This is a genomic window from Bradyrhizobium brasilense (assembly GCF_029714345.1).
GTDB lineage: Bacteria > Pseudomonadota > Alphaproteobacteria > Rhizobiales > Xanthobacteraceae > Bradyrhizobium > Bradyrhizobium australafricanum.
Genome location: NZ_CP121669.1, coordinates 4801233 through 4816907 on the forward strand (window position 1 = coordinate 4801233; position 15675 = coordinate 4816907).

The 15675-nt window shown below is 64.9% G+C and carries 22 protein-coding genes; 12 read left to right on the forward strand and 10 right to left on the reverse strand.

The features are described from left to right. Positions 1-7 precede the first annotated feature (7 nt). Together QA635_RS22570 and QA635_RS22575 are read right to left on the reverse strand one after the other, a co-directional pair. Positions 8-913: a ribonuclease Z gene (locus QA635_RS22570; RefSeq protein WP_283061531.1), complete on the reverse strand. Its 906-nt coding sequence runs from the start codon at positions 911-913 to the stop codon at positions 8-10. A 206-nt stretch (positions 914-1119) separates the two neighbouring features. Beyond that, complete coding sequence (locus tag QA635_RS22575; protein WP_016846119.1) at positions 1120-1314, reverse strand: hypothetical protein; 195 nt, start codon at positions 1312-1314, stop codon at positions 1120-1122. A gap of 267 nt (positions 1315-1581) precedes the next feature. Between QA635_RS22575 and QA635_RS22580 the strand changes: the two genes are divergently transcribed. Then, positions 1582-1800: a hypothetical protein gene (locus QA635_RS22580; RefSeq protein WP_283061532.1), complete on the forward strand. Its 219-nt coding sequence runs from the start codon at positions 1582-1584 to the stop codon at positions 1798-1800. Positions 1801-1839: 39 nt separating this feature from the next. Here the strand turns inward: QA635_RS22580 and QA635_RS22585 are convergent, their stop codons facing one another. The 3 genes from QA635_RS22585 to QA635_RS22595 all read right to left on the reverse strand — a co-directional run bounded on the left by QA635_RS22585 (position 1840) and on the right by QA635_RS22595 (position 2849). Continuing rightward, positions 1840-2298: a hypothetical protein gene (locus QA635_RS22585; protein ID WP_283061533.1), complete on the reverse strand. Its 459-nt coding sequence runs from the start codon at positions 2296-2298 to the stop codon at positions 1840-1842. 37 nt (positions 2299-2335) lie between these two features. After that, positions 2336-2500 (reverse strand): hypothetical protein, encoded by a 165-nt coding sequence (locus QA635_RS22590; protein WP_283061534.1) that lies wholly within the window; start codon positions 2498-2500, stop codon positions 2336-2338. An 88-nt stretch (positions 2501-2588) separates the two neighbouring features. Further along, positions 2589-2849, reverse strand: coding sequence for a DUF3551 domain-containing protein (locus QA635_RS22595; RefSeq protein ID WP_028340725.1), 261 nt, complete (start codon positions 2847-2849; stop codon positions 2589-2591). A gap of 341 nt (positions 2850-3190) precedes the next feature. On the opposite strand from QA635_RS22595, the gene QA635_RS22600 reads away from it, so the two are divergent. Beyond that, complete coding sequence (locus QA635_RS22600) at positions 3191-3982, forward strand: hypothetical protein (RefSeq protein WP_283061535.1); 792 nt, start codon at positions 3191-3193, stop codon at positions 3980-3982. A 156-nt stretch (positions 3983-4138) separates the two neighbouring features. Here the strand turns inward: QA635_RS22600 and QA635_RS22605 are convergent, their stop codons facing one another. Continuing rightward, the gene (locus QA635_RS22605) at positions 4139-4990 is read right to left on the reverse strand and encodes a 3-hydroxybutyryl-CoA dehydrogenase (RefSeq protein WP_018271573.1); all 852 of its coding nucleotides are present in this window, start codon (positions 4988-4990) and stop codon (positions 4139-4141) included. Positions 4991-5568: 578 nt separating this feature from the next. On the opposite strand from QA635_RS22605, the gene QA635_RS22610 reads away from it, so the two are divergent. The 7 genes from QA635_RS22610 to QA635_RS22640 all read left to right on the forward strand — a co-directional run bounded on the left by QA635_RS22610 (position 5569) and on the right by QA635_RS22640 (position 9756). Then, entirely contained in the window at positions 5569-5715 is a 147-nt protein-coding gene (locus QA635_RS22610) for a hypothetical protein (protein ID WP_176936926.1), read from the forward strand. 213 nt (positions 5716-5928) lie between these two features. Continuing rightward, positions 5929-6144, forward strand: coding sequence for a hypothetical protein (locus QA635_RS22615; protein WP_283061537.1), 216 nt, complete (start codon positions 5929-5931; stop codon positions 6142-6144). Positions 6145-6272: 128 nt separating this feature from the next. Next, positions 6273-6530, forward strand: a complete 258-nt coding sequence (locus tag QA635_RS22620; protein WP_057018491.1) for a hypothetical protein — start codon at positions 6273-6275, stop codon at positions 6528-6530. Positions 6531-6694: 164 nt separating this feature from the next. After that, positions 6695-7984: a hemolysin family protein gene (locus QA635_RS22625; RefSeq protein ID WP_283061539.1), complete on the forward strand. Its 1290-nt coding sequence runs from the start codon at positions 6695-6697 to the stop codon at positions 7982-7984. A 121-nt stretch (positions 7985-8105) separates the two neighbouring features. Next, on the forward strand, positions 8106-8705 hold the full coding sequence (locus tag QA635_RS22630; protein ID WP_283061541.1) for a formyltransferase family protein: 600 nt from the start codon (positions 8106-8108) through the stop codon (positions 8703-8705). A gap of 192 nt (positions 8706-8897) precedes the next feature. Beyond that, complete coding sequence (locus QA635_RS22635) at positions 8898-9257, forward strand: hypothetical protein (protein ID WP_076828571.1); 360 nt, start codon at positions 8898-8900, stop codon at positions 9255-9257. Beyond that, positions 9202-9756, forward strand: coding sequence for a hypothetical protein (locus tag QA635_RS22640; protein ID WP_057018493.1), 555 nt, complete (start codon positions 9202-9204; stop codon positions 9754-9756). The genes QA635_RS22635 and QA635_RS22640 overlap by 56 nt, the downstream gene beginning before the upstream one ends. A 73-nt stretch (positions 9757-9829) precedes the next feature. Here QA635_RS22640 and QA635_RS22645 read toward each other — a convergent pair whose 3' ends face one another. Beyond that, a complete protein-coding gene (locus QA635_RS22645; RefSeq protein ID WP_057018605.1) occupies positions 9830-10228 on the reverse strand; it encodes a RidA family protein in 399 nt (132 codons plus the stop codon). 231 nt (positions 10229-10459) lie between these two features. On the opposite strand from QA635_RS22645, the gene QA635_RS22650 reads away from it, so the two are divergent. Then, positions 10460-11335, forward strand: coding sequence for a DMT family transporter (locus QA635_RS22650; RefSeq protein ID WP_092083369.1), 876 nt, complete (start codon positions 10460-10462; stop codon positions 11333-11335). Between the two features lie 81 nt (positions 11336-11416). Here QA635_RS22650 and QA635_RS22655 read toward each other — a convergent pair whose 3' ends face one another. Continuing rightward, positions 11417-11656: a BrnA antitoxin family protein gene (locus tag QA635_RS22655; protein WP_050400483.1), complete on the reverse strand. Its 240-nt coding sequence runs from the start codon at positions 11654-11656 to the stop codon at positions 11417-11419. 18 nt (positions 11657-11674) lie between these two features. Further along, a complete protein-coding gene (cysK, locus tag QA635_RS22660) occupies positions 11675-12649 on the reverse strand; it encodes a cysteine synthase A (protein WP_076828575.1) in 975 nt (324 codons plus the stop codon). A gap of 224 nt (positions 12650-12873) precedes the next feature. On the opposite strand from cysK, the gene QA635_RS22665 reads away from it, so the two are divergent. Next, complete coding sequence (locus QA635_RS22665; RefSeq protein ID WP_028332087.1) at positions 12874-13089, forward strand: hypothetical protein; 216 nt, start codon at positions 12874-12876, stop codon at positions 13087-13089. Between the two features lie 9 nt (positions 13090-13098). Here QA635_RS22665 and tgt read toward each other — a convergent pair whose 3' ends face one another. After that, positions 13099-14232: a tRNA guanosine(34) transglycosylase Tgt gene (tgt, locus tag QA635_RS22670; protein WP_283061544.1), complete on the reverse strand. Its 1134-nt coding sequence runs from the start codon at positions 14230-14232 to the stop codon at positions 13099-13101. A gap of 248 nt (positions 14233-14480) precedes the next feature. Here tgt and QA635_RS22675 point away from each other — a divergent pair, with 248 nt between their 5' ends. Next, on the forward strand, positions 14481-15614 hold the full coding sequence (locus tag QA635_RS22675; RefSeq protein ID WP_283061545.1) for a patatin-like phospholipase family protein: 1134 nt from the start codon (positions 14481-14483) through the stop codon (positions 15612-15614). The last annotated feature ends 61 nt before the right edge of the window (positions 15615-15675 follow it).

A 15675-nucleotide genomic window follows, 5' to 3' on the forward strand; every position in this document is an offset into this window, starting at 1 on the left:
TCCGCACTCAGATCGCGATGCGATCGAAGTCGATGGCTATCCGGCTGTTTGGGAAAATCCTCGTCGCCTCCGCCAGAATGTCCTCGTCCGGATAGCGGCCGGAGATGTGGGTGAGGACGAGTTGCTTGACCCCGCTCCGCGCCGCGAGCGCGGCGGCTTCGCTGGCCGTCAAATGCCCGTAGTCGCGCGCGATCGCCGCGTCACGCTCGACAAACGTCGCTTCGATCACGAGCACGTCGGCGTCCCTGACGTGTTCGGCCAGCCCCTCGGTTGTTTCGGCATCACCGACAATGACGAGCTTCCTTCGCCCCTCGGCCGGACCAAGCACCTGCTCCGGATCGATGGTGCGACCGTCGTCCAGCTTCACCTGCCGCCCCTCCGCCAGCTCCCGGCGAACCGGCCCATCAGGCACGCGCAGCGCCAGAAGCCGGTCCGGGAGGAGATGCCGGCGCACCGCGCTCTGAAAGGTGAAGGCGAAGCTGTCCGTATCCCGGTGGCGGACCGGAAAGCAATCGACGGTGAATTCGCCGGCGTCGAGGACTCGCCCCTCGCTCAACGGCACCAGATCAAGCGGGATCGGCGCTCTGCCCTCGCCCCACAGGCCTGCCAGCATCCGGACGACGACATCGAGCGTGCCCGGCCCGGCATGAATCGTCATCGCATCCGAACTTTGCCGCAACCGGAGGGTCGAAAACAGCCCGGGGATGCCGAGCACATGATCGAAATGCCCGTGGGTCAGCAGCAGGCGATCGAGCCGGCGAAAGCCGGCGCCACTCCGCAGCAGCTGGCGCTGCGTTCCCTCGCCGCAATCGACCAGAATACGACTGCCGGCTGCCTCGACGAGGATGCCCGGGTGATTGCGCTCGGGAGACGGCACGCTTGCCGACGTTCCCAGAAAAGTCAGCGAGAACATCGCAGCACCTCGCCTTCCGACTGCCGACGGCGCCATGCTGCCGAGATCGCGCAATCTGATGGCAGCGTCGCCCGATGTGTTCAAGCACTTCGATGCCGACGACGGTAGACCTGAAGCCGGCGGCTTTAGGGGCAGACCATATCCGCGCCATCGGGATCGGTCGTCGTGACCGGCGCACGCAGCGCCCTCGTCACGCCCTCAACCGGTCACAGCCTCAAGCATCGAAACAGCTGCGCGAGCGCGGTGTTGGCGGATTGCGCGCGCCGTTCGACGATTTCGGCTGCGGCGGCATAGTTGCGCGCCAGGATCTGGAGCGCGCGGCGGGCATCCGGCAGCGTGGATTGCTCCGCCATCTCCAGGCACTGATGTTCGAAATATCTGAGCTCCTCAAGTTCGGTCATTCGCGAATCGTCCGATCGGGTCCTGCATTTTCGAACTCAGTGCGCCAGCGCCCTAGTGAAAGTTTGGCAAGTTTGTTGCGGGGGCCGCGCAATCTGGTCGGAGTGTTTCTGGACGCATGATTTGATCATCACCGCTCCGTGACCGATGCGAGGGTGAGCCGCGCGGATCGACAAGCGCGTGCAATCGTCTCACAATGCGGCGGTCTCGCTTGGCGGGCCTTGGAACACACGCGGTTGGTGCGGTATCGAATTGGCTTTGTTGGACCGATGAGGAAACGCGATTGGGCTTTCGTGGCGGCCTGTGTGGCGGGCGCGCTGCTGTTCGGCGTCTGGAGTTTCCAGATGGGTATCGCGTTTCATCGATCCCAGCACGGTGCGACCGACCTCTCCAGTTCGCACCGGCGGAGCCAGGACGGCGCGTCCGCGCGCAGCCTGGCCCCGCCGAAGGCGGATGACGGCGATCAGCAGGCCGGGCAACCGCGATAGGCGCCGCGATCGCGCTCGTCACCGCCACATCGCGTCGGACTAGGCCCAAGCCAGGCCTGCCATGCCGGCGGCGCCATCGTCATCTGTCTTCGCATGCGTGAGCCGCCTGCGGCGCGTGCTGTCCTTGGCACGACGGTGACGAACGCCAAACCTGTGCAGCACCATCGGCACATGCCGCATCGCGCCGCGGACGAGATCGATCGCCTGTCTGACGACAGCCACAACCGTCGCAACGCGGGTAAAGAAGCCGATCAGGAAGATCATCGAGAATATGTCGATATAGGCCAGCACATCGCCGACCAGCATCAGTTCGGGAGGAAGCGGAATCCGGTGCCAATAGGCGCCGATCACTATCGCAACCGGGATCAGCGCGATCAGCTTCCGCAACGTCAGCCGATCGAGCAAGGCGGCGAGCTCAACGACCAGGATCTGCCACAGCCAATCGCCAAGCGCGGCCGGCTTGTCGATCGTCCAAGTTTGCCACAAACGCTGCCACATCGCCGCTCCGCCTCCCCTTGCGCGCAATACCGGCGCGCTACGGCTTCGACGACGCCTCGCTGCCGCTGCCCTCGTCTGCGGCGCCTTGCGCATCAACCGGATCGGCCGATGGAAAGATGCGCTCATAGTTCGCACGCGCCTCGCGGATCAGACGCGCGCGCTCGCGTTCGGACTTCGAGATGAACCTGATGATCTCGCCCATATTCGCTCCAAGGCAGAAAAAATGATCCGACCGTCAGCTATGCAACCATCGTGCCCGACGGTCGCTTGGCCCGACCTCCTCGCACCGCTCAGCGGAACGCCCGCGGCGCCATCCGCTGCTGGCTGAAGGCAACACGCGGATTGATGCCGCAATAGGCGTCTCGGCCCGACGCGGATGCCTGGCACTGCTGATAGGTCTGGTAGCCGCAATAGCCGGGATATCCCTCCTGCCGGCCCTGGATGCACCAGGGATACTCATAGGGATCGGCCGCCGCAGGCGACGCGGAACCGACAATCCAGCTCGTTCCGAGCGCCGCGAACGCCAGAATTGCCCAATTCGTCCTGCGCATGATCGTGTTTCCTTGCTCCATCGGCTCCCAGACGCTGATCTAGGTACGCCGGCAGGATCTGCGAGGTTTCCGGGCACCGCCTCAAGAAGCTGTGACGATGGCTCAAAGCCCGGTCGCGGCACGGTGAGGACCGGCTGACCGGTCATCGGCCCTCGCGGCCTCCAGACCCGCTGGCCCGCTGCCCGCCGGGCCATCCCAGCGCATGTAGTTAACCGACGCCTAATCGGGGATGCGCGGTTGAAATGTACGATTTAAGCGCGCCGCAAGGGCGGCTGCCCTAGTCTCCCGCGCGGCTCAATGGACGACGACACCCGGAGAGGCTCGTCGCACGGGGGATAATCATGCGCAGCGCGCTCATTGCTTCAATGATCCTGTCACTTGCGGCCGGAGCGGCCGTTGCCGGACCACGAATATCGGGGCCGTCGGAGGTAGCACCGAGCAGCGTCGAGAAATATCGCGGCTACGTCTTCGATCTCTCCGAGAACGCCGACCGCAAGGACGTTACCAGCATCGCCGACATGGTCCGCCGCCAGCTCGACGTCGTGGAAACCGCCGGATTCAGCCCGAAGGTGTTGCAGTTCTTCCATCGCGTGCCGATCGTTGCGAGCGAGATGGCGTGTCTCGACGAAGGCGCGGCAGCGGCCTGCTATGGCTTGACGCCGCCGGAATGGGACCGCGGCACGACCCGCGACGTCACCATCTGGGATCACGACAAGCAGCAATGGACCAATTCGGATCCGCTCGCGCTTGCGCTCGATTCCGGCATCGGCATCATCAGGATGCGTCCGAACATGATGCGTTACGCGAAGGAGCCGGTGCTGCTGCACGAATTCCTTCACGCCTATCACGCCCGGCTGATGCCGAACGGCTTTGAGAACAAGGGCATCAAGGGCTTCCTCAGCCAGGCGAAGTCGAAGGAGCTGTTCGCCAAGGAGGCCTATGCGCTGAAGAACCAGCAGGAGTTCTTCGCGGTGACGGCGAGCATCTTCCTGGCCGGCAAGGATTCCGAGCACGAACCCTATACGCGCGCCACGCTGAAGGAGAAGATGCCGGACTACTACAAGTTCCTCGTCGGCCTGTTCGGCGCCGATCCCGAGGAAACCGGCGTCACGCCGGTCGCATCGGCCAACTGAGCCCGGTATCCCACAAAAAAACGAGGCCCGGTGTGCCTAGGAGACCGGGCCTCGTTTCTGATGTCCCCCGCCTCGTGGCGGATCAGGTCTTGTCGTTACGCGACCTTGTCCGCGCGATCCATCCCGGATGATTACGGGGTCAGGCGCGCGCCGGCCTCACTTGCTGTAGCTGTAGAACCCCTGCCCGGTCTTGCGGCCGAGATGGCCGGCGTCGACCATCTCCTTCAGCAGCGGCGCCGGCCGGTACTTGGGGTCGTTGAAGCCGGTGTAGAACACCTCCATCACCGACAGCATCGTGTCGAGCCCGATCAGATCGGCGAGCGCGAGCGGGCCGATCGGATGGTTGCAGCCGAGCTTCATGCCGGCATCGATCTCCTCGGCGGTGGCAATGCCTTCCTGCAGCGCGAAGATCGCCTCGTTGATCATCGGGCACAGGATGCGGTTCACCGCAAAGCCGGGGCTGTTCTTCGCCGTGATCGCGACCTTGCCGACCCGCTTGGCGAACGCTTCGGCCTTGGCGACGGTGTCGTCCGAGGTCTGCAGGCCCCGGATCAATTCGAGCAGCGCCATCACCGGCACCGGATTGAAGAAATGCATCCCGATGAAGCGGTCGGGACGATCGGTCGAGGCCGCAAGGCGGGTGATCGAGATCGACGAGGTGTTGGTTGCGACCAGCGCGCTCGGCTTCAGCCCCGCACAGAGATCCTTCAGGATCTTGATCTTCAGCTCCTCGTTCTCGGTCGCGGCTTCGATCACGAGATCGCAGGCGGCGAGCTTGGCCTTGTCGGTGGTCGCATTGATGCGCCCGAGCGTCGCGTCGCGATCGGCAGCGGTCATCTTCTCCTTGGCGACGAGCCGATCGAGACTGCTCCCGACCGTCTTCAGGCCGCGCTGCACCGCCGCGTCGGAGATATCCACCATGGTCACGCCGAGGCCTGCCGCCGCGCAGATCTGCGCGATGCCGTTGCCCATGGTCCCGGCGCCGATAATGCCAACCGTCTCAATCATTGCGTTCGTCCCTCGTCGCTTGCGCGGCCGCGCGGCCGCATCGTCAAAACGGCGGACCGGAGGGGTCCGCGGATGGCGCATGAATAGCAGTCCGGCCGCACGGCCGATACAGCGGAAGCCGGTATTCCGGTGAGGTCTATTCGGGGCGCGGCGGGACAGACCGCCGTGGCGGAACGGCCGGCCGCGGCGGCGATAGGGTGCGCGGTGGTTCGGCCGCGCGCGACGGTTCGAGCACGCGGTTAAGTCGGACGATCCACCAGGCCAGCCGCCCGTAGCTGCGGCGCAGCGCCGATCCAAATCCCTCGTCGATGTCCTGGTCACGATCCATACCCCTATCATTAACGTGCATCCTTGAAGGAACGGTGAGCGCCATCACGTGCTGCACCGGCAATCGTTAGGAACCTGGCAACTATTTCGCGCAAGCCTCGGTTGACGGCGTGGGCGCCGGTAATCTCCCGGATTGCGTGCGGGAGACCTTCCGCCGCAGCATCGCCATGCCGGTGCGACTCGCATTTTGTTGATCGAATTTTCCGCGGCGCGCCGCGACACAAGGACATTAGACGACGAGGGCTACGCCCATGCTTGCTGAAAAATTCTTTTTGGTGCTCGAGACATTGCTCAACGGCCAGACCCATTCCGACGGAAGCCCCCGCGTGGTGAGCACCGCGCCCCACATCCCGGTCGAGCTTCCGCGCGAAGGCCAGCCGAAACGCAGCCCCCGCTAGGCCGCTTGCTGGCGGCAGGTGGTCGCCAAGGCCGAGTTGGAGTCGCCGCGGCCACGTTGCTGCGGAATGCTGATCGCGACGTTTGCCTCCGCCAGTTGGCCCGTCGTGACGCACGAAGCCATTTGGCCGGAGCGGCTCCTCCGCTCGTGATCCAGCTCATAGTTGGTGAAGCCGAGCCGCGCTACACCGCTTCCGCAACGACGTGGTGCCGCCGTGGACGATAAGACCGACAGCAAGACCGATTTCGCAAGCATCGCCGTCGCAATCTGCGTCGCCGCCTACATCGCGATCATGCTGGCCTATCTCGCCCAATACGATCTCGGCCTGAGCGCCGCGCGGACGCGTCATCTCTCGATGCTCGCAGCGCTGTTCCTCGCGCTGCCGGTCGCGCTGGACTTGCTGCGCACCGGGCCCGGCGACGCTCGCTGACGCGGGCACTAACACGCCTGCCGCCTCCGATCTCCCCTGCCGCAAACGCGCCTGCGCAACATTGCGCTAGGTGAAGCGACGCGAATCAGCGTTACTTTGCAACTGATCGCTTCGTGGGATTTGGCGGCATGACCCAGCCCGACGTGTTTGATCAGAAGGTTCTGGATCAGAACATTCGCGAACTGCAGGAATGGCTGCGCAAGGCCTGGCAGCAACTCGCGGACCCCTCGCTCACCGCCTTCTCCCGCCGCGAATTGCGCAACCAGATGAAGCAATGCAACGCCGATTTGCGCGTGCAACTGCAAGCCGCCTCCAAACGGATGCTGATGCAGCCCGCCTCATCGGGCAGGAGGTTCGCCAAGCCGGCGCTGCGGATCCTCGCCTAGGGTATGATGCCAGCGCGCCAAAATGCCGCGATCTCATGCTGCATGCTGGCCATACGCACCCTCTGCTTGTGCAGGGACGCCCGACAAGGCACAGCAAAACCGCTCCGGTATGCCTATATTGGGCGTCGTGTAGCGGCCAACGCCGCCAATGTTTAGGGACTCCCGTGTTATATCTGGAACTTGCGATCGTGGCGGTCTTGATCGTCGTCAACGGTCTGTTGTCGATGTCGGAGCTCGCGATCGTTTCCTCGCGCCCGGCGCGCCTTGCGGCGCTGGTCGAACGAGGCGTCAGCGGTTCGCGCCGCGCCCTTGCACTGGCCTCCGATCCCGGCAAGTTCCTCTCCACGGTGCAGATCGGCATCACGCTGATCGGCGTGCTGTCGGGCGCCTTCTCGGGCGCAACGCTTGGCCAGCGTCTGACCCAATGGCTGCTTGAGGTCGGCGTGTCCGCAAGCATCGCGGACGCGGTCGGCGTCGGCCTCGTCGTCGGCGTGATCACCTATGCCTCGTTGATCGTCGGCGAGCTGGTGCCGAAGCAGATCGCATTGCGCGATCCCGAGTCGATCGCGGTCAAGGTCGCTCCGGCCATGACCATGATGGCGCGGCTGTCGCTGCCGCTGGTGTGGCTGCTCGACCGTTCCGGCAAGCTGCTGCTGTGGGTGCTCGGCCATCGCGAGGATGCACAGGACCGCGTCAGCGAGGACGAGATCAAGACGCTGGTGGTGGAGGCCGAGAACGCCGGTGTGCTCGAGCCCGGCGAAAAGGAGATGATCGCCGGCGTGATGCGGCTCGGCGATCTGCCGGTCGGCGCCGTGATGACGCCGCGCCACGAGGTCAGCCTGATCGACCTCGCCGCCCCCGCGGCCGAGATCCTGGCGACGCTGCAAAAGAGCAGTCACTCGCGCTGCGTGGTGTTCGACGGCAACCGCGATCATGCGCTTGGCATCGTGCAGGCCAAGGACGTGCTCGACGTCTACCTCGCGGGCCAGACGCCCGACATCCGCGCGCTCACGCGCGATGCGCCGATCATTCCGGAGACCGTCGACGCCCGCGACGTGGTCGCGATCCTGCGCGACTCCAGAGTGCATATCGGCCTCGTCCACGACGAGTACGGCACCTTCCAGGGCGTCGTCACCAGCGCCGACATCCTCGAGGCCATCGTCGGCGCCTTCCACACCGAGGAAGGACCGGCCGAGCCCGCCTATGTCCGGCGCGCCGACGGCTCCTATCTGATCTCGGGCTGGATGCCGGCGCTGGAATTCAGCGAGCTGCTCGGCATCACGCTGCCATCGCCGCGGCCCTACCAGACCGCGGCCGGCTTCCTGCTGCATGAATTCGGCGCGATCCCCGATGTCGGCGCGAAAACCGCCGCGCAGGGCTGGGAATTCGAGATCGTCGACCTCGACGGCCGGCGCATCGACAAGGTTCTGGCCAGCAAGCAGCCGGCGGCCTGACATTTGCCACCCGGCCGTCCTGTTGATAAGCGGCAAGACAGCGAAACAGGCCGCCGCGGTGTGCTATCGGCATAGCGGCGGCCTGAGCAATCCCCGAGTAAACCCCACGGAATAGATCCCCATGCGCATTACCCTTGTCGGTTCCCGCCATTTCGGCGTGACGACCCTGAACATGCTGCGCGAGCACCACGTCACGCTGGTCAGGGTGGTCGTCCATGACGGCGAGGACCGGCTGGCGGCAGCGACCAGGGCGGCCGGCATCGAAGTCGTGGTCCAAGCCGATCCCAAGCTGGTGACGGCCGCCGAGATTGCGCCGGACACCGACCTGATCGTGACCGCCCACAGCCACGCCCGGGTCAGCAGGGAGGCGCTTGCCGCGTCCAGGCTCGGCGGCATCGGATACCACCCGTCACTGCTGCCGCGCCACCGCGGCATCGCGGCGGTGGAATGGACCATCAAGGAAGGCGATCCGATCGCCGGCGGCAGCATCTATCACCTCGCCGACCGCATGGACGCCGGCGCCATCGCCGCGCAGGACTGGGTGTTCGTCAAGAAAGGCGAGACCGCCCGCGAGCTGTGGGAGCGCGCGCTGGCGCCGCTCGGTTTGCGTCTGCTCGCCCAGGTCATCGACTATGGTAAGGTCAACGGCTCGCTGCCGGCCAAGGTCCAGGATGAGCAGTTTGCGACCAAGGCGCCGAATCTGAGCCCTGGCAAACACTAACCCGAGCTAGGGTATATGAATACCTCGTTCGAAAAAGCCATGCTCGGATTTTCCGTTCCTGATCCGGAACCGAATTCACCATGATGTGTTTGGGTTCACAGGAACATTTGGGGCTCCCGCGACGCAGCAAATTTTGAACACATTGTGACAGGATAAGCCGCGTCATCACACGAAATTACAGGGATTTGATTCATGCGTTCGATCCGCATTCGCGACCTGATTTTGGTCACTTCGGTCGCTTCGGCTGCCGCCCTCACCGCTGCTCCCGTGTCCGCTCAGCAGCCTTATGATGGGCTTTGGAACGTCACCGTCGTCACCAAGACCGGCAGCTGCGAACCGTCGCAGAGTTCGACCGTGACCGTCGCTGAAGGAAAGATCTCGGCACAGGGCGCGGCGATCTCCGGCACCGTCGGCAGCGGGGGACTTGTGCGAGTCTCGATCAATGGTGCATATGCGAACGGACAACTCAGTGGCAACTCCGGATCGGGGAAGTGGAATGGGGCATCAGCTGGCGTACCCTGCAGCGGCCGATGGGAAGCATCCCGTCAGTAAGATCACCAGCCTATCAAGTTTCTTTGCCATCGCGCGGCGGCCAGCATTTGCAGCCGCCGCGTTTTTCGTGACCGCACTCGCAAGCACCACGGGCCATGCCCAGTCCGGCCCGTTCGCCGGCATGGCGGGCACCTGGTCGGGCGCCGGCTCGGTCACGCTGGACGACGGCTCCAGCGAGCGCATCCGCTGCCGGGCGACGTATCACGTCGGCGGGCCCCGGATGACCATGAGCCTCACCTGCGCCAGCGACGCCTACAAGTTCAACCTGGCGGCCGATGTGCAGGCCGAAGGCAGCGTGGTCAGCGGCAATTGGAGCGAGTCCAGCCGCAATGTCAGCGGCTCGTTGCAGGGTCGCGGCGGCGGCGGCAACTTCCAGGTCGTTGCCAGCGCTCCCGGCTTCAACGCCGATATCTCGATGCGCACCACCGGCAACAAGCAGGCCGTTACCATCAGGGCCGACAGCCAGTTCCGCGGCGCGAGCATCACGCTGTCGAAGTAATCGATCCGAACTCCAACGTGGAAAGCCCTCGGGTCATCATCCCCGAGGGCTTTTTGTTTACGCCCCAGCGGTGCTATGCGGCAGGCACGAATGCCGTGACCTCGATCTCGACCTTGGCGCGCTGATCGACCAGCCCGTCGATATAGAGCAAGGTGGACGGCGGGAAATTGCGCCCGAGCGTCTCCTTCCACGCCGCGCCAATACCGGCGCCCGCGGCCTCATATTCGCTGCGGCTGGTCAGGTACCAGGTCAGGCGGACGATGTGCTCGGGGCCGGCACCGGCTTCGTTCAACAGCTTGATGATGCGCTTCAACGCGGTGCCGACCTGGGCGGCCATCTCGGGGGCATAGTCGCCCTTCTCGTCGCCGCCGGTCTGCCCCGCCAGCACGATCCACTTGCCGGGCGCGTCGAACGCGACACCGTGCGAGAAGCCGCGGGGTTTCGACCATTCGGCCGGTTGCAAGACACGCATGAGCAGATCCTCCTTTTTGGCGTTCGTCATTCCAGGATGGCTCGCAGAGCCAGACCCGGAATCTCGAGATCCCGGGTTCGCCCGTTTCACGTGCGCCCCGGGATGACAGCGTAGTCGATGCTGCTTAGCAGAGATCGCGTGGGTGACGCATCACCGCGCAGGCGGAATTGCGCGTTGCAAATTCATGGCAGCTCGCCGATACCGGGCACCCCTCCTCCGCCGTTCCCCGTCATGGATCGCACGCCCTCAAAGACCCGCGCAGCATTGTGGATGTCCGGCTGGCTCGCGCTGATGCTGATCGTGGCGGTGGCCGGCCGCGAGGCGACGCGCGAGGTCAACGTCTTCCAGCTGATGGCCGTGCGCGGCGTGCTCGGCTTCGCGATGCTCTATCCGCTGATCCACATGAACGGCGGGTTTGCGATCGTGAAGACGGCACGGGTGCACGTCCATATCGTGCGCAACCTGATCCATTTCTGCGCGCAGCTCGGCTGGTTCTTTGCGCTGACATTGATCCCGATCGGCCAGGTGGTCGCGATCGAGTTCACGATGCCGATCTGGACCGCGATCCTTGCGGCAAGCTTTCTCGGCGAGCGGATGACGCGGTGGAAGATCGTCGCGATGGTGCTTGGCCTGGTCGGCGTGTTCGTGATCGTGCGGCCGGCGGCCGGCGCGATCAATCCGGGCCAGCTGATCGCGCTCGCCGCGGCGGTCGGCTTCGGCATCTCGGTCGCCGTGGTCAAGTCGCTGACGCGGACCGAGCAGACGCTGACGATCATGTTCTGGATGCTGGTGGTGCAATCGCTCGCGAGCATCGGGCCTGCGCTCTATGTCTGGACCTGGCCGCCGCTCTCGACCTGGGGCTGGCTCGCCGTGATCGCGTTCTGCGGCACGTTCTCGCACTATTGCATGGCACGAGCCCTGCTCCACGCCGACGCCACTGTCGTGATCCCGATGGATTTCGTCCGCGTGCCGCTGACGGCGATCGCCGGTTGGCTGATCTATGCCGAAAGGCTCGATGTCTACACGGTGCTCGGCGCGGCCATGATCCTGGCGGGCAACCTCATGAACCTGAAACCGACCGCAAGGAAGCCGGCGCGCGCAAGGTGATGCTCGCGCCGCAGCCAGCGCGGCCGCGCCCGCCAGCCAAAGCCCGGAGATCGTCCCGGGCTTCCCGGTTTCGAAAGCGTGTTACTTTCCGGCGGCCTTGCGCAGCGCCGCGTTGATGCGATCCTGCCAGCCGGGGCCGCCCTCCTGGAAATACTCCAGCACGTCCTGATCGATCCGCAGCGTGACCTGCTCGCGGACGCCGGGGACAGCGACGGTCTTTGGCACCGCGTCCGCGACCTTGGTGGTGGCGCGCTTGAACGCCGCCTCGGCTTCGCTGCGCGCATCGTTCAGGGTTCGCGGTCGCCTCGGCTGGTCAGCCATATGCTGGATTCCTGTGTCTCAGATTCCTTCAAACAGTACCGTAGAGAGATAGCGCTCCGAGAATGACGGCACAATCGCCAGAATGGTTTTGCCGGCCGCTTCCGGCCGCTTGCCGATCTGCAAGGCGGCAGCGATCGCGGCACCCGACGAGATACCGCCGGGGATGCCTTCGTTGCGCGCCAGCTCGCGCGCGGTCTCGATCGCGGTCGCGCTGTTGACCTTGACGATCTCGTCGATCACGGAGCGGTCGAGGATGTCAGGGATGAAGCCCGCGCCGATGCCCTGGATCTTGTGCGGCGTGTGCTGGCCGCCCGACAGCACCGGGCTCTCTTCCGGCTCCACCGCGACGACACGCAATGATGGCTTGCGCGGCTTCAGCACCTGGCCAACGCCCGTGATGGTGCCGCCGGTGCCAACGCCGGCGACGAAGTAATCGATGTTGCCGCCGGTGTCGTTCCAGATCTCCTCGGCGGTGGTGCGGCGATGGATCTCGGGATTGGCGAGGTTCTTGAACTGCTGCGGCATGACAGCGTTGGGCGTCGTGCGCACCAATTCCTCCGCGGTCGCGATCGAGCCCTTCATGCCCTGCGCGGCCGGGGTCAGCACAATCTCCGCGCCGAGAAAGGCCAGCATCCGCCGCCGCTCGATCGACATCGATTCCGGCATGACGAGCTTGAGCCGATAGCCGCGCGAGGCCGCGACATAGGCAAGCGCAATCCCGGTGTTGCCCGAGGTCGGCTCGATCAGCACGGTGTCGGCGTTGATGATGCCGGCCTTCTCCATCGCCACGATCATCGCCGCGCCGATGCGGTCTTTCACGCTGGCTGCCGGATTGAAGTATTCCAGCTTGGCGAGGATCGTCGCGTTGACGCCAGCCGCCTGCGGCAATCTGCGCAGCCGCACGATCGGCGTAGAGCCGATCGCATCGACGATGGAGTCAAAGACGCGGCCGCGTCCGGGTTGCACTGCACTCGTTGTCGACGGCGCGTCCATCAAGCGGCTCCTGTAGCGGATGTGCTGGGAATAGGCGGTTTTGTCTCATTAGAAGCAGCGCACCATGGCACGCAAGTGAGAAACCGCCGCAACGCGAATTCGTTGCATCGCAAAATAGAACCTGCGCAAATAACGTAAAACCTACGCATTTGTGTTGCGACAAGGTCAAACAAATGGGTTTATATACTTTCGTCAGGTGCAGCTCAGAACGCAAAGGAGGTCACATGCCAGCTCTCGCTGAAGTTCTGTCGACCACAGCGTCCAGGCCCGATCCGCGCGGCTGCGATTTGCCGACCTGTCCGGTGTGTGCGGACTCCATGGTGGCGGCGGAAGCCTCCGCGTACCTGTTCGACAATTTGATCAGTTATCTCTGGACCTGCGACAACTGCGGTTACGGGTTCGTTACCAAACATGCGGTCAAACCGATCGTGTGCAACTGATCACACAGCTCACCTTGGAGCGATGTCACCGCGCGCCCAACCGGCGCGCGTTTTCGTTCTGAAGTCCTCGAACGTGCCGTTCGCCACCGCATCGCGGATGCCCTGCATCAGCTGCTGGTAATAGGCGACGTTGATTTCGGACAGCAGCATTGCCCCAAGTGTTTCGCCCGATCGCACCAGGTGATGCAGATAGGCACGCGAATAGCCGCTCGCCGCCGGCCACGGGCTCTCTTCATCGAGCGGGCGCGGATCGTCGACGTGCCGGGCGTTGCGCAGGTTGATCTGCCCGAAGCGGGTGAACGCCATGCCGTGGCGTCCGTTCCGTGTCGGCATCACACAGTCGAACATGTCGACGCCGCGCGCTACCGCCTCGAGGATGTCCTCCGGCGTGCCGACGCCCATCAGATAGCGCGGCCGATCGACCGGGAGCGCCGGCGCGGTCTCCTCGATCATCGCCAGCATCACCGCCTGCGGCTCGCCGACCGCGAGCCCTCCGATCGCGTAACCGTGAAAGCCGATGTCGGTCAGCCCGCGTGCGCTGGCGTGCCGCAGATCCGGGACGTCGCCGCCCTGTGCGATGCCGAACAGCATGTAGCCGTCCGGCGCCGCCTCGAAGGCGCGCTTGGAGCGTTCGGCCCAGCGCAGCGACAGCTGCATCGCGCGCTCGATGTCGGCGCGCTCCGCCGGCAACCGCACGCATTCGTCCATCTGCATGGCGATATCGGAGCCGAGCAGCCGCTGCACCTCGATCGAGCGCTCCGGCGACAGCTCGACCTTGGTGCCGTCGATATGCGAGCGGAAGGTCACGGCCTTCTCGGTCACCTTGCGCAGCTCCGACAACGACATCACCTGGAAGCCGCCGGAATCCGTCAACATCGGGCCGCCCCAGCCGGTGAAGCGCTGCAGGCCGCCAAGCCCGGCAATGCGCTCGGCGCCCGGACGCAGCATCAGGTGATAGGTGTTGCCGAGCACGATATCGGCGCCGGCATCGCGCACCTCGCGCCAATGCATGCCCTTCATCGCGCCCGCGGTGCCGACCGGCATGAAGGCGGGCGTCCGCACGAGGCCGTGCGGCGTGGTCAGGCGCCCGATGCGGGCGGCGCCGTCGGTCGCCAGGAGCTCGAAATGATTGGGAAGAGTCATGCGGCTGCTTATTGCGTGTCGCCGGTGCCCGATCAACCCGTCGGATAGTGGCCCTCGCGCGACTTCGTGAACACGGACAACCGGCTGGACGCTTGCCTTGCATCATCAGCCCCGTTAAACAAAACGAAACAGTGTCGTTTTATGACGACAATATGGCAACCGGCTTCCCACAGCAACGTCGATCCGCGAACGTGACTGGCAGAGATGGTCTTACCCCTAGCGCCCGGCCCGCCGGCGCCGGCCCTTGGATGACGGCTGCCCGCGCGATCCGGCAAGCGGCCCTGCTGTGTGGCCTCGCCTTGGCGCTGGCTGCCTGCAGCTCGTTGCCGCGGATGCCCTACACGGCCGCCGATGCCGCCAATTCGCGGGTGCTCGACCTCGACGGGCTGCGCCGCTATGCCGACGAGCCGGCGTCAAAATTCAAGCTCGAGAAGCGCCGCGTCGCCCCGATCACGAGCTACCTCGCCCTCTCCGGCGGCGGTGCCGACGGCGCCTATGGCGTGGGCGTCCTCAACGGCTGGACCGCGGCCGGCAACCGCCCGGCCTTTTCGGTCGTCTCCGGCGTCAGCACCGGCGGACTGATTGCGCCCTTTGCCTTCCTTGGCCCGCGCTACGACGACACGCTGAAGGAGATCTACACCTCGGGCATCGCGGAAAGCCTGCTGCAGGACCCGAGCCTGATGCGGGTGCTGTTCGGCTCCGGGCTGTTCGGCAACAAGCGGCTGCGCGAACTGGTGGCGCTTTACGTCGGTCAGGAGATCCTCAGCGAGGTGGCGAGCGAAAACGCCAAGGGCCGAAAGCTCCTGATCGTCACCACCGATCTCGACACCCAGCGCACGGTGATCTGGGACATGGGAAGGATCGCCGCCGTCGGAACGCCCGAGGCGCTGCAGCTGTTTCGCGACGTGATGGCTGCCTCCGCCAGCATCCCGCTGGTGTTTCCGCCGATCATGATCGACGCCGAAGGCCAGGGCCGCCGCTTCCAGGAGATGCATGTCGACGGCGGCGTGACCGCGCCGGTGCTGACATTGCCGGATGCGCTGCTGTTCCGCGAGCGCGGCTGGCCCGCCAACAGCCGCATGAACATCTACATCCTCGTCAACAAGAAGCTCGAGGGCAACTTCGAGCTGGTGTCGAACTCGACGATCGACGTTGCCTCCCGCAGCATTTCCGCGATCACGCAGGCACAGACGCGCTCGGTCATCCTCTCGACCTATGACTTCGCCCGGCGTAACCGGCTGGGTTTCCATCTGTCCTACATCGAGCGCGACTATCCGGCACCGGAAACGCAGGGCTTCGACACCGCCTATATGCGCGCGCTGTACCAGTACGGATACGACAAGGCCGCCGCTGGGCAGGCCTGGACTGCGACGCCCCCTTAAGCGGCCTGCTCCCGGTACCGCCGAATGGACGAATCCGCACGGCGCGGGTTATAGACCGGAC

Coding starts and splice junctions, on each gene's coding strand:
- QA635_RS22570 (WP_283061531.1), bottom strand. CDS start 913: ATGTTCTCGCTGACTTTTCTGGGAACGTCGGCAAGCGTGCCGTCTCCC.
- QA635_RS22575 (WP_016846119.1), bottom strand. CDS start 1,314: ATGACCGAACTTGAGGAGCTCAGATATTTCGAACATCAGTGCCTGGAG.
- QA635_RS22580 (WP_283061532.1), top strand. CDS start 1,582: ATGAGGAAACGCGATTGGGCTTTCGTGGCGGCCTGTGTGGCGGGCGCG.
- QA635_RS22585 (WP_283061533.1), bottom strand. CDS start 2,298: ATGTGGCAGCGTTTGTGGCAAACTTGGACGATCGACAAGCCGGCCGCG.
- QA635_RS22590 (WP_283061534.1), bottom strand. CDS start 2,500: ATGGGCGAGATCATCAGGTTCATCTCGAAGTCCGAACGCGAGCGCGCG.
- QA635_RS22595 (WP_028340725.1), bottom strand. CDS start 2,849: ATGCGCAGGACGAATTGGGCAATTCTGGCGTTCGCGGCGCTCGGAACG.
- QA635_RS22600 (WP_283061535.1), top strand. CDS start 3,191: ATGCGCAGCGCGCTCATTGCTTCAATGATCCTGTCACTTGCGGCCGGA.
- QA635_RS22605 (WP_018271573.1), bottom strand. CDS start 4,990: ATGATTGAGACGGTTGGCATTATCGGCGCCGGGACCATGGGCAACGGC.
- QA635_RS22610 (WP_176936926.1), top strand. CDS start 5,569: ATGCTTGCTGAAAAATTCTTTTTGGTGCTCGAGACATTGCTCAACGGC.
- QA635_RS22620 (WP_057018491.1), top strand. CDS start 6,273: ATGACCCAGCCCGACGTGTTTGATCAGAAGGTTCTGGATCAGAACATT.
- QA635_RS22630 (WP_283061541.1), top strand. CDS start 8,106: ATGCGCATTACCCTTGTCGGTTCCCGCCATTTCGGCGTGACGACCCTG.
- QA635_RS22635 (WP_076828571.1), top strand. CDS start 8,898: ATGCGTTCGATCCGCATTCGCGACCTGATTTTGGTCACTTCGGTCGCT.
- QA635_RS22640 (WP_057018493.1), top strand. CDS start 9,202: ATGGGGCATCAGCTGGCGTACCCTGCAGCGGCCGATGGGAAGCATCCC.
- QA635_RS22645 (WP_057018605.1), bottom strand. CDS start 10,228: ATGCGTGTCTTGCAACCGGCCGAATGGTCGAAACCCCGCGGCTTCTCG.
- QA635_RS22650 (WP_092083369.1), top strand. CDS start 10,460: ATGGATCGCACGCCCTCAAAGACCCGCGCAGCATTGTGGATGTCCGGC.
- QA635_RS22655 (WP_050400483.1), bottom strand. CDS start 11,656: ATGGCTGACCAGCCGAGGCGACCGCGAACCCTGAACGATGCGCGCAGC.
- cysK (WP_076828575.1), bottom strand. CDS start 12,649: ATGGACGCGCCGTCGACAACGAGTGCAGTGCAACCCGGACGCGGCCGC.
- QA635_RS22665 (WP_028332087.1), top strand. CDS start 12,874: ATGCCAGCTCTCGCTGAAGTTCTGTCGACCACAGCGTCCAGGCCCGAT.
- tgt (WP_283061544.1), bottom strand. CDS start 14,232: ATGACTCTTCCCAATCATTTCGAGCTCCTGGCGACCGACGGCGCCGCC.
- QA635_RS22675 (WP_283061545.1), top strand. CDS start 14,481: ATGACGGCTGCCCGCGCGATCCGGCAAGCGGCCCTGCTGTGTGGCCTC.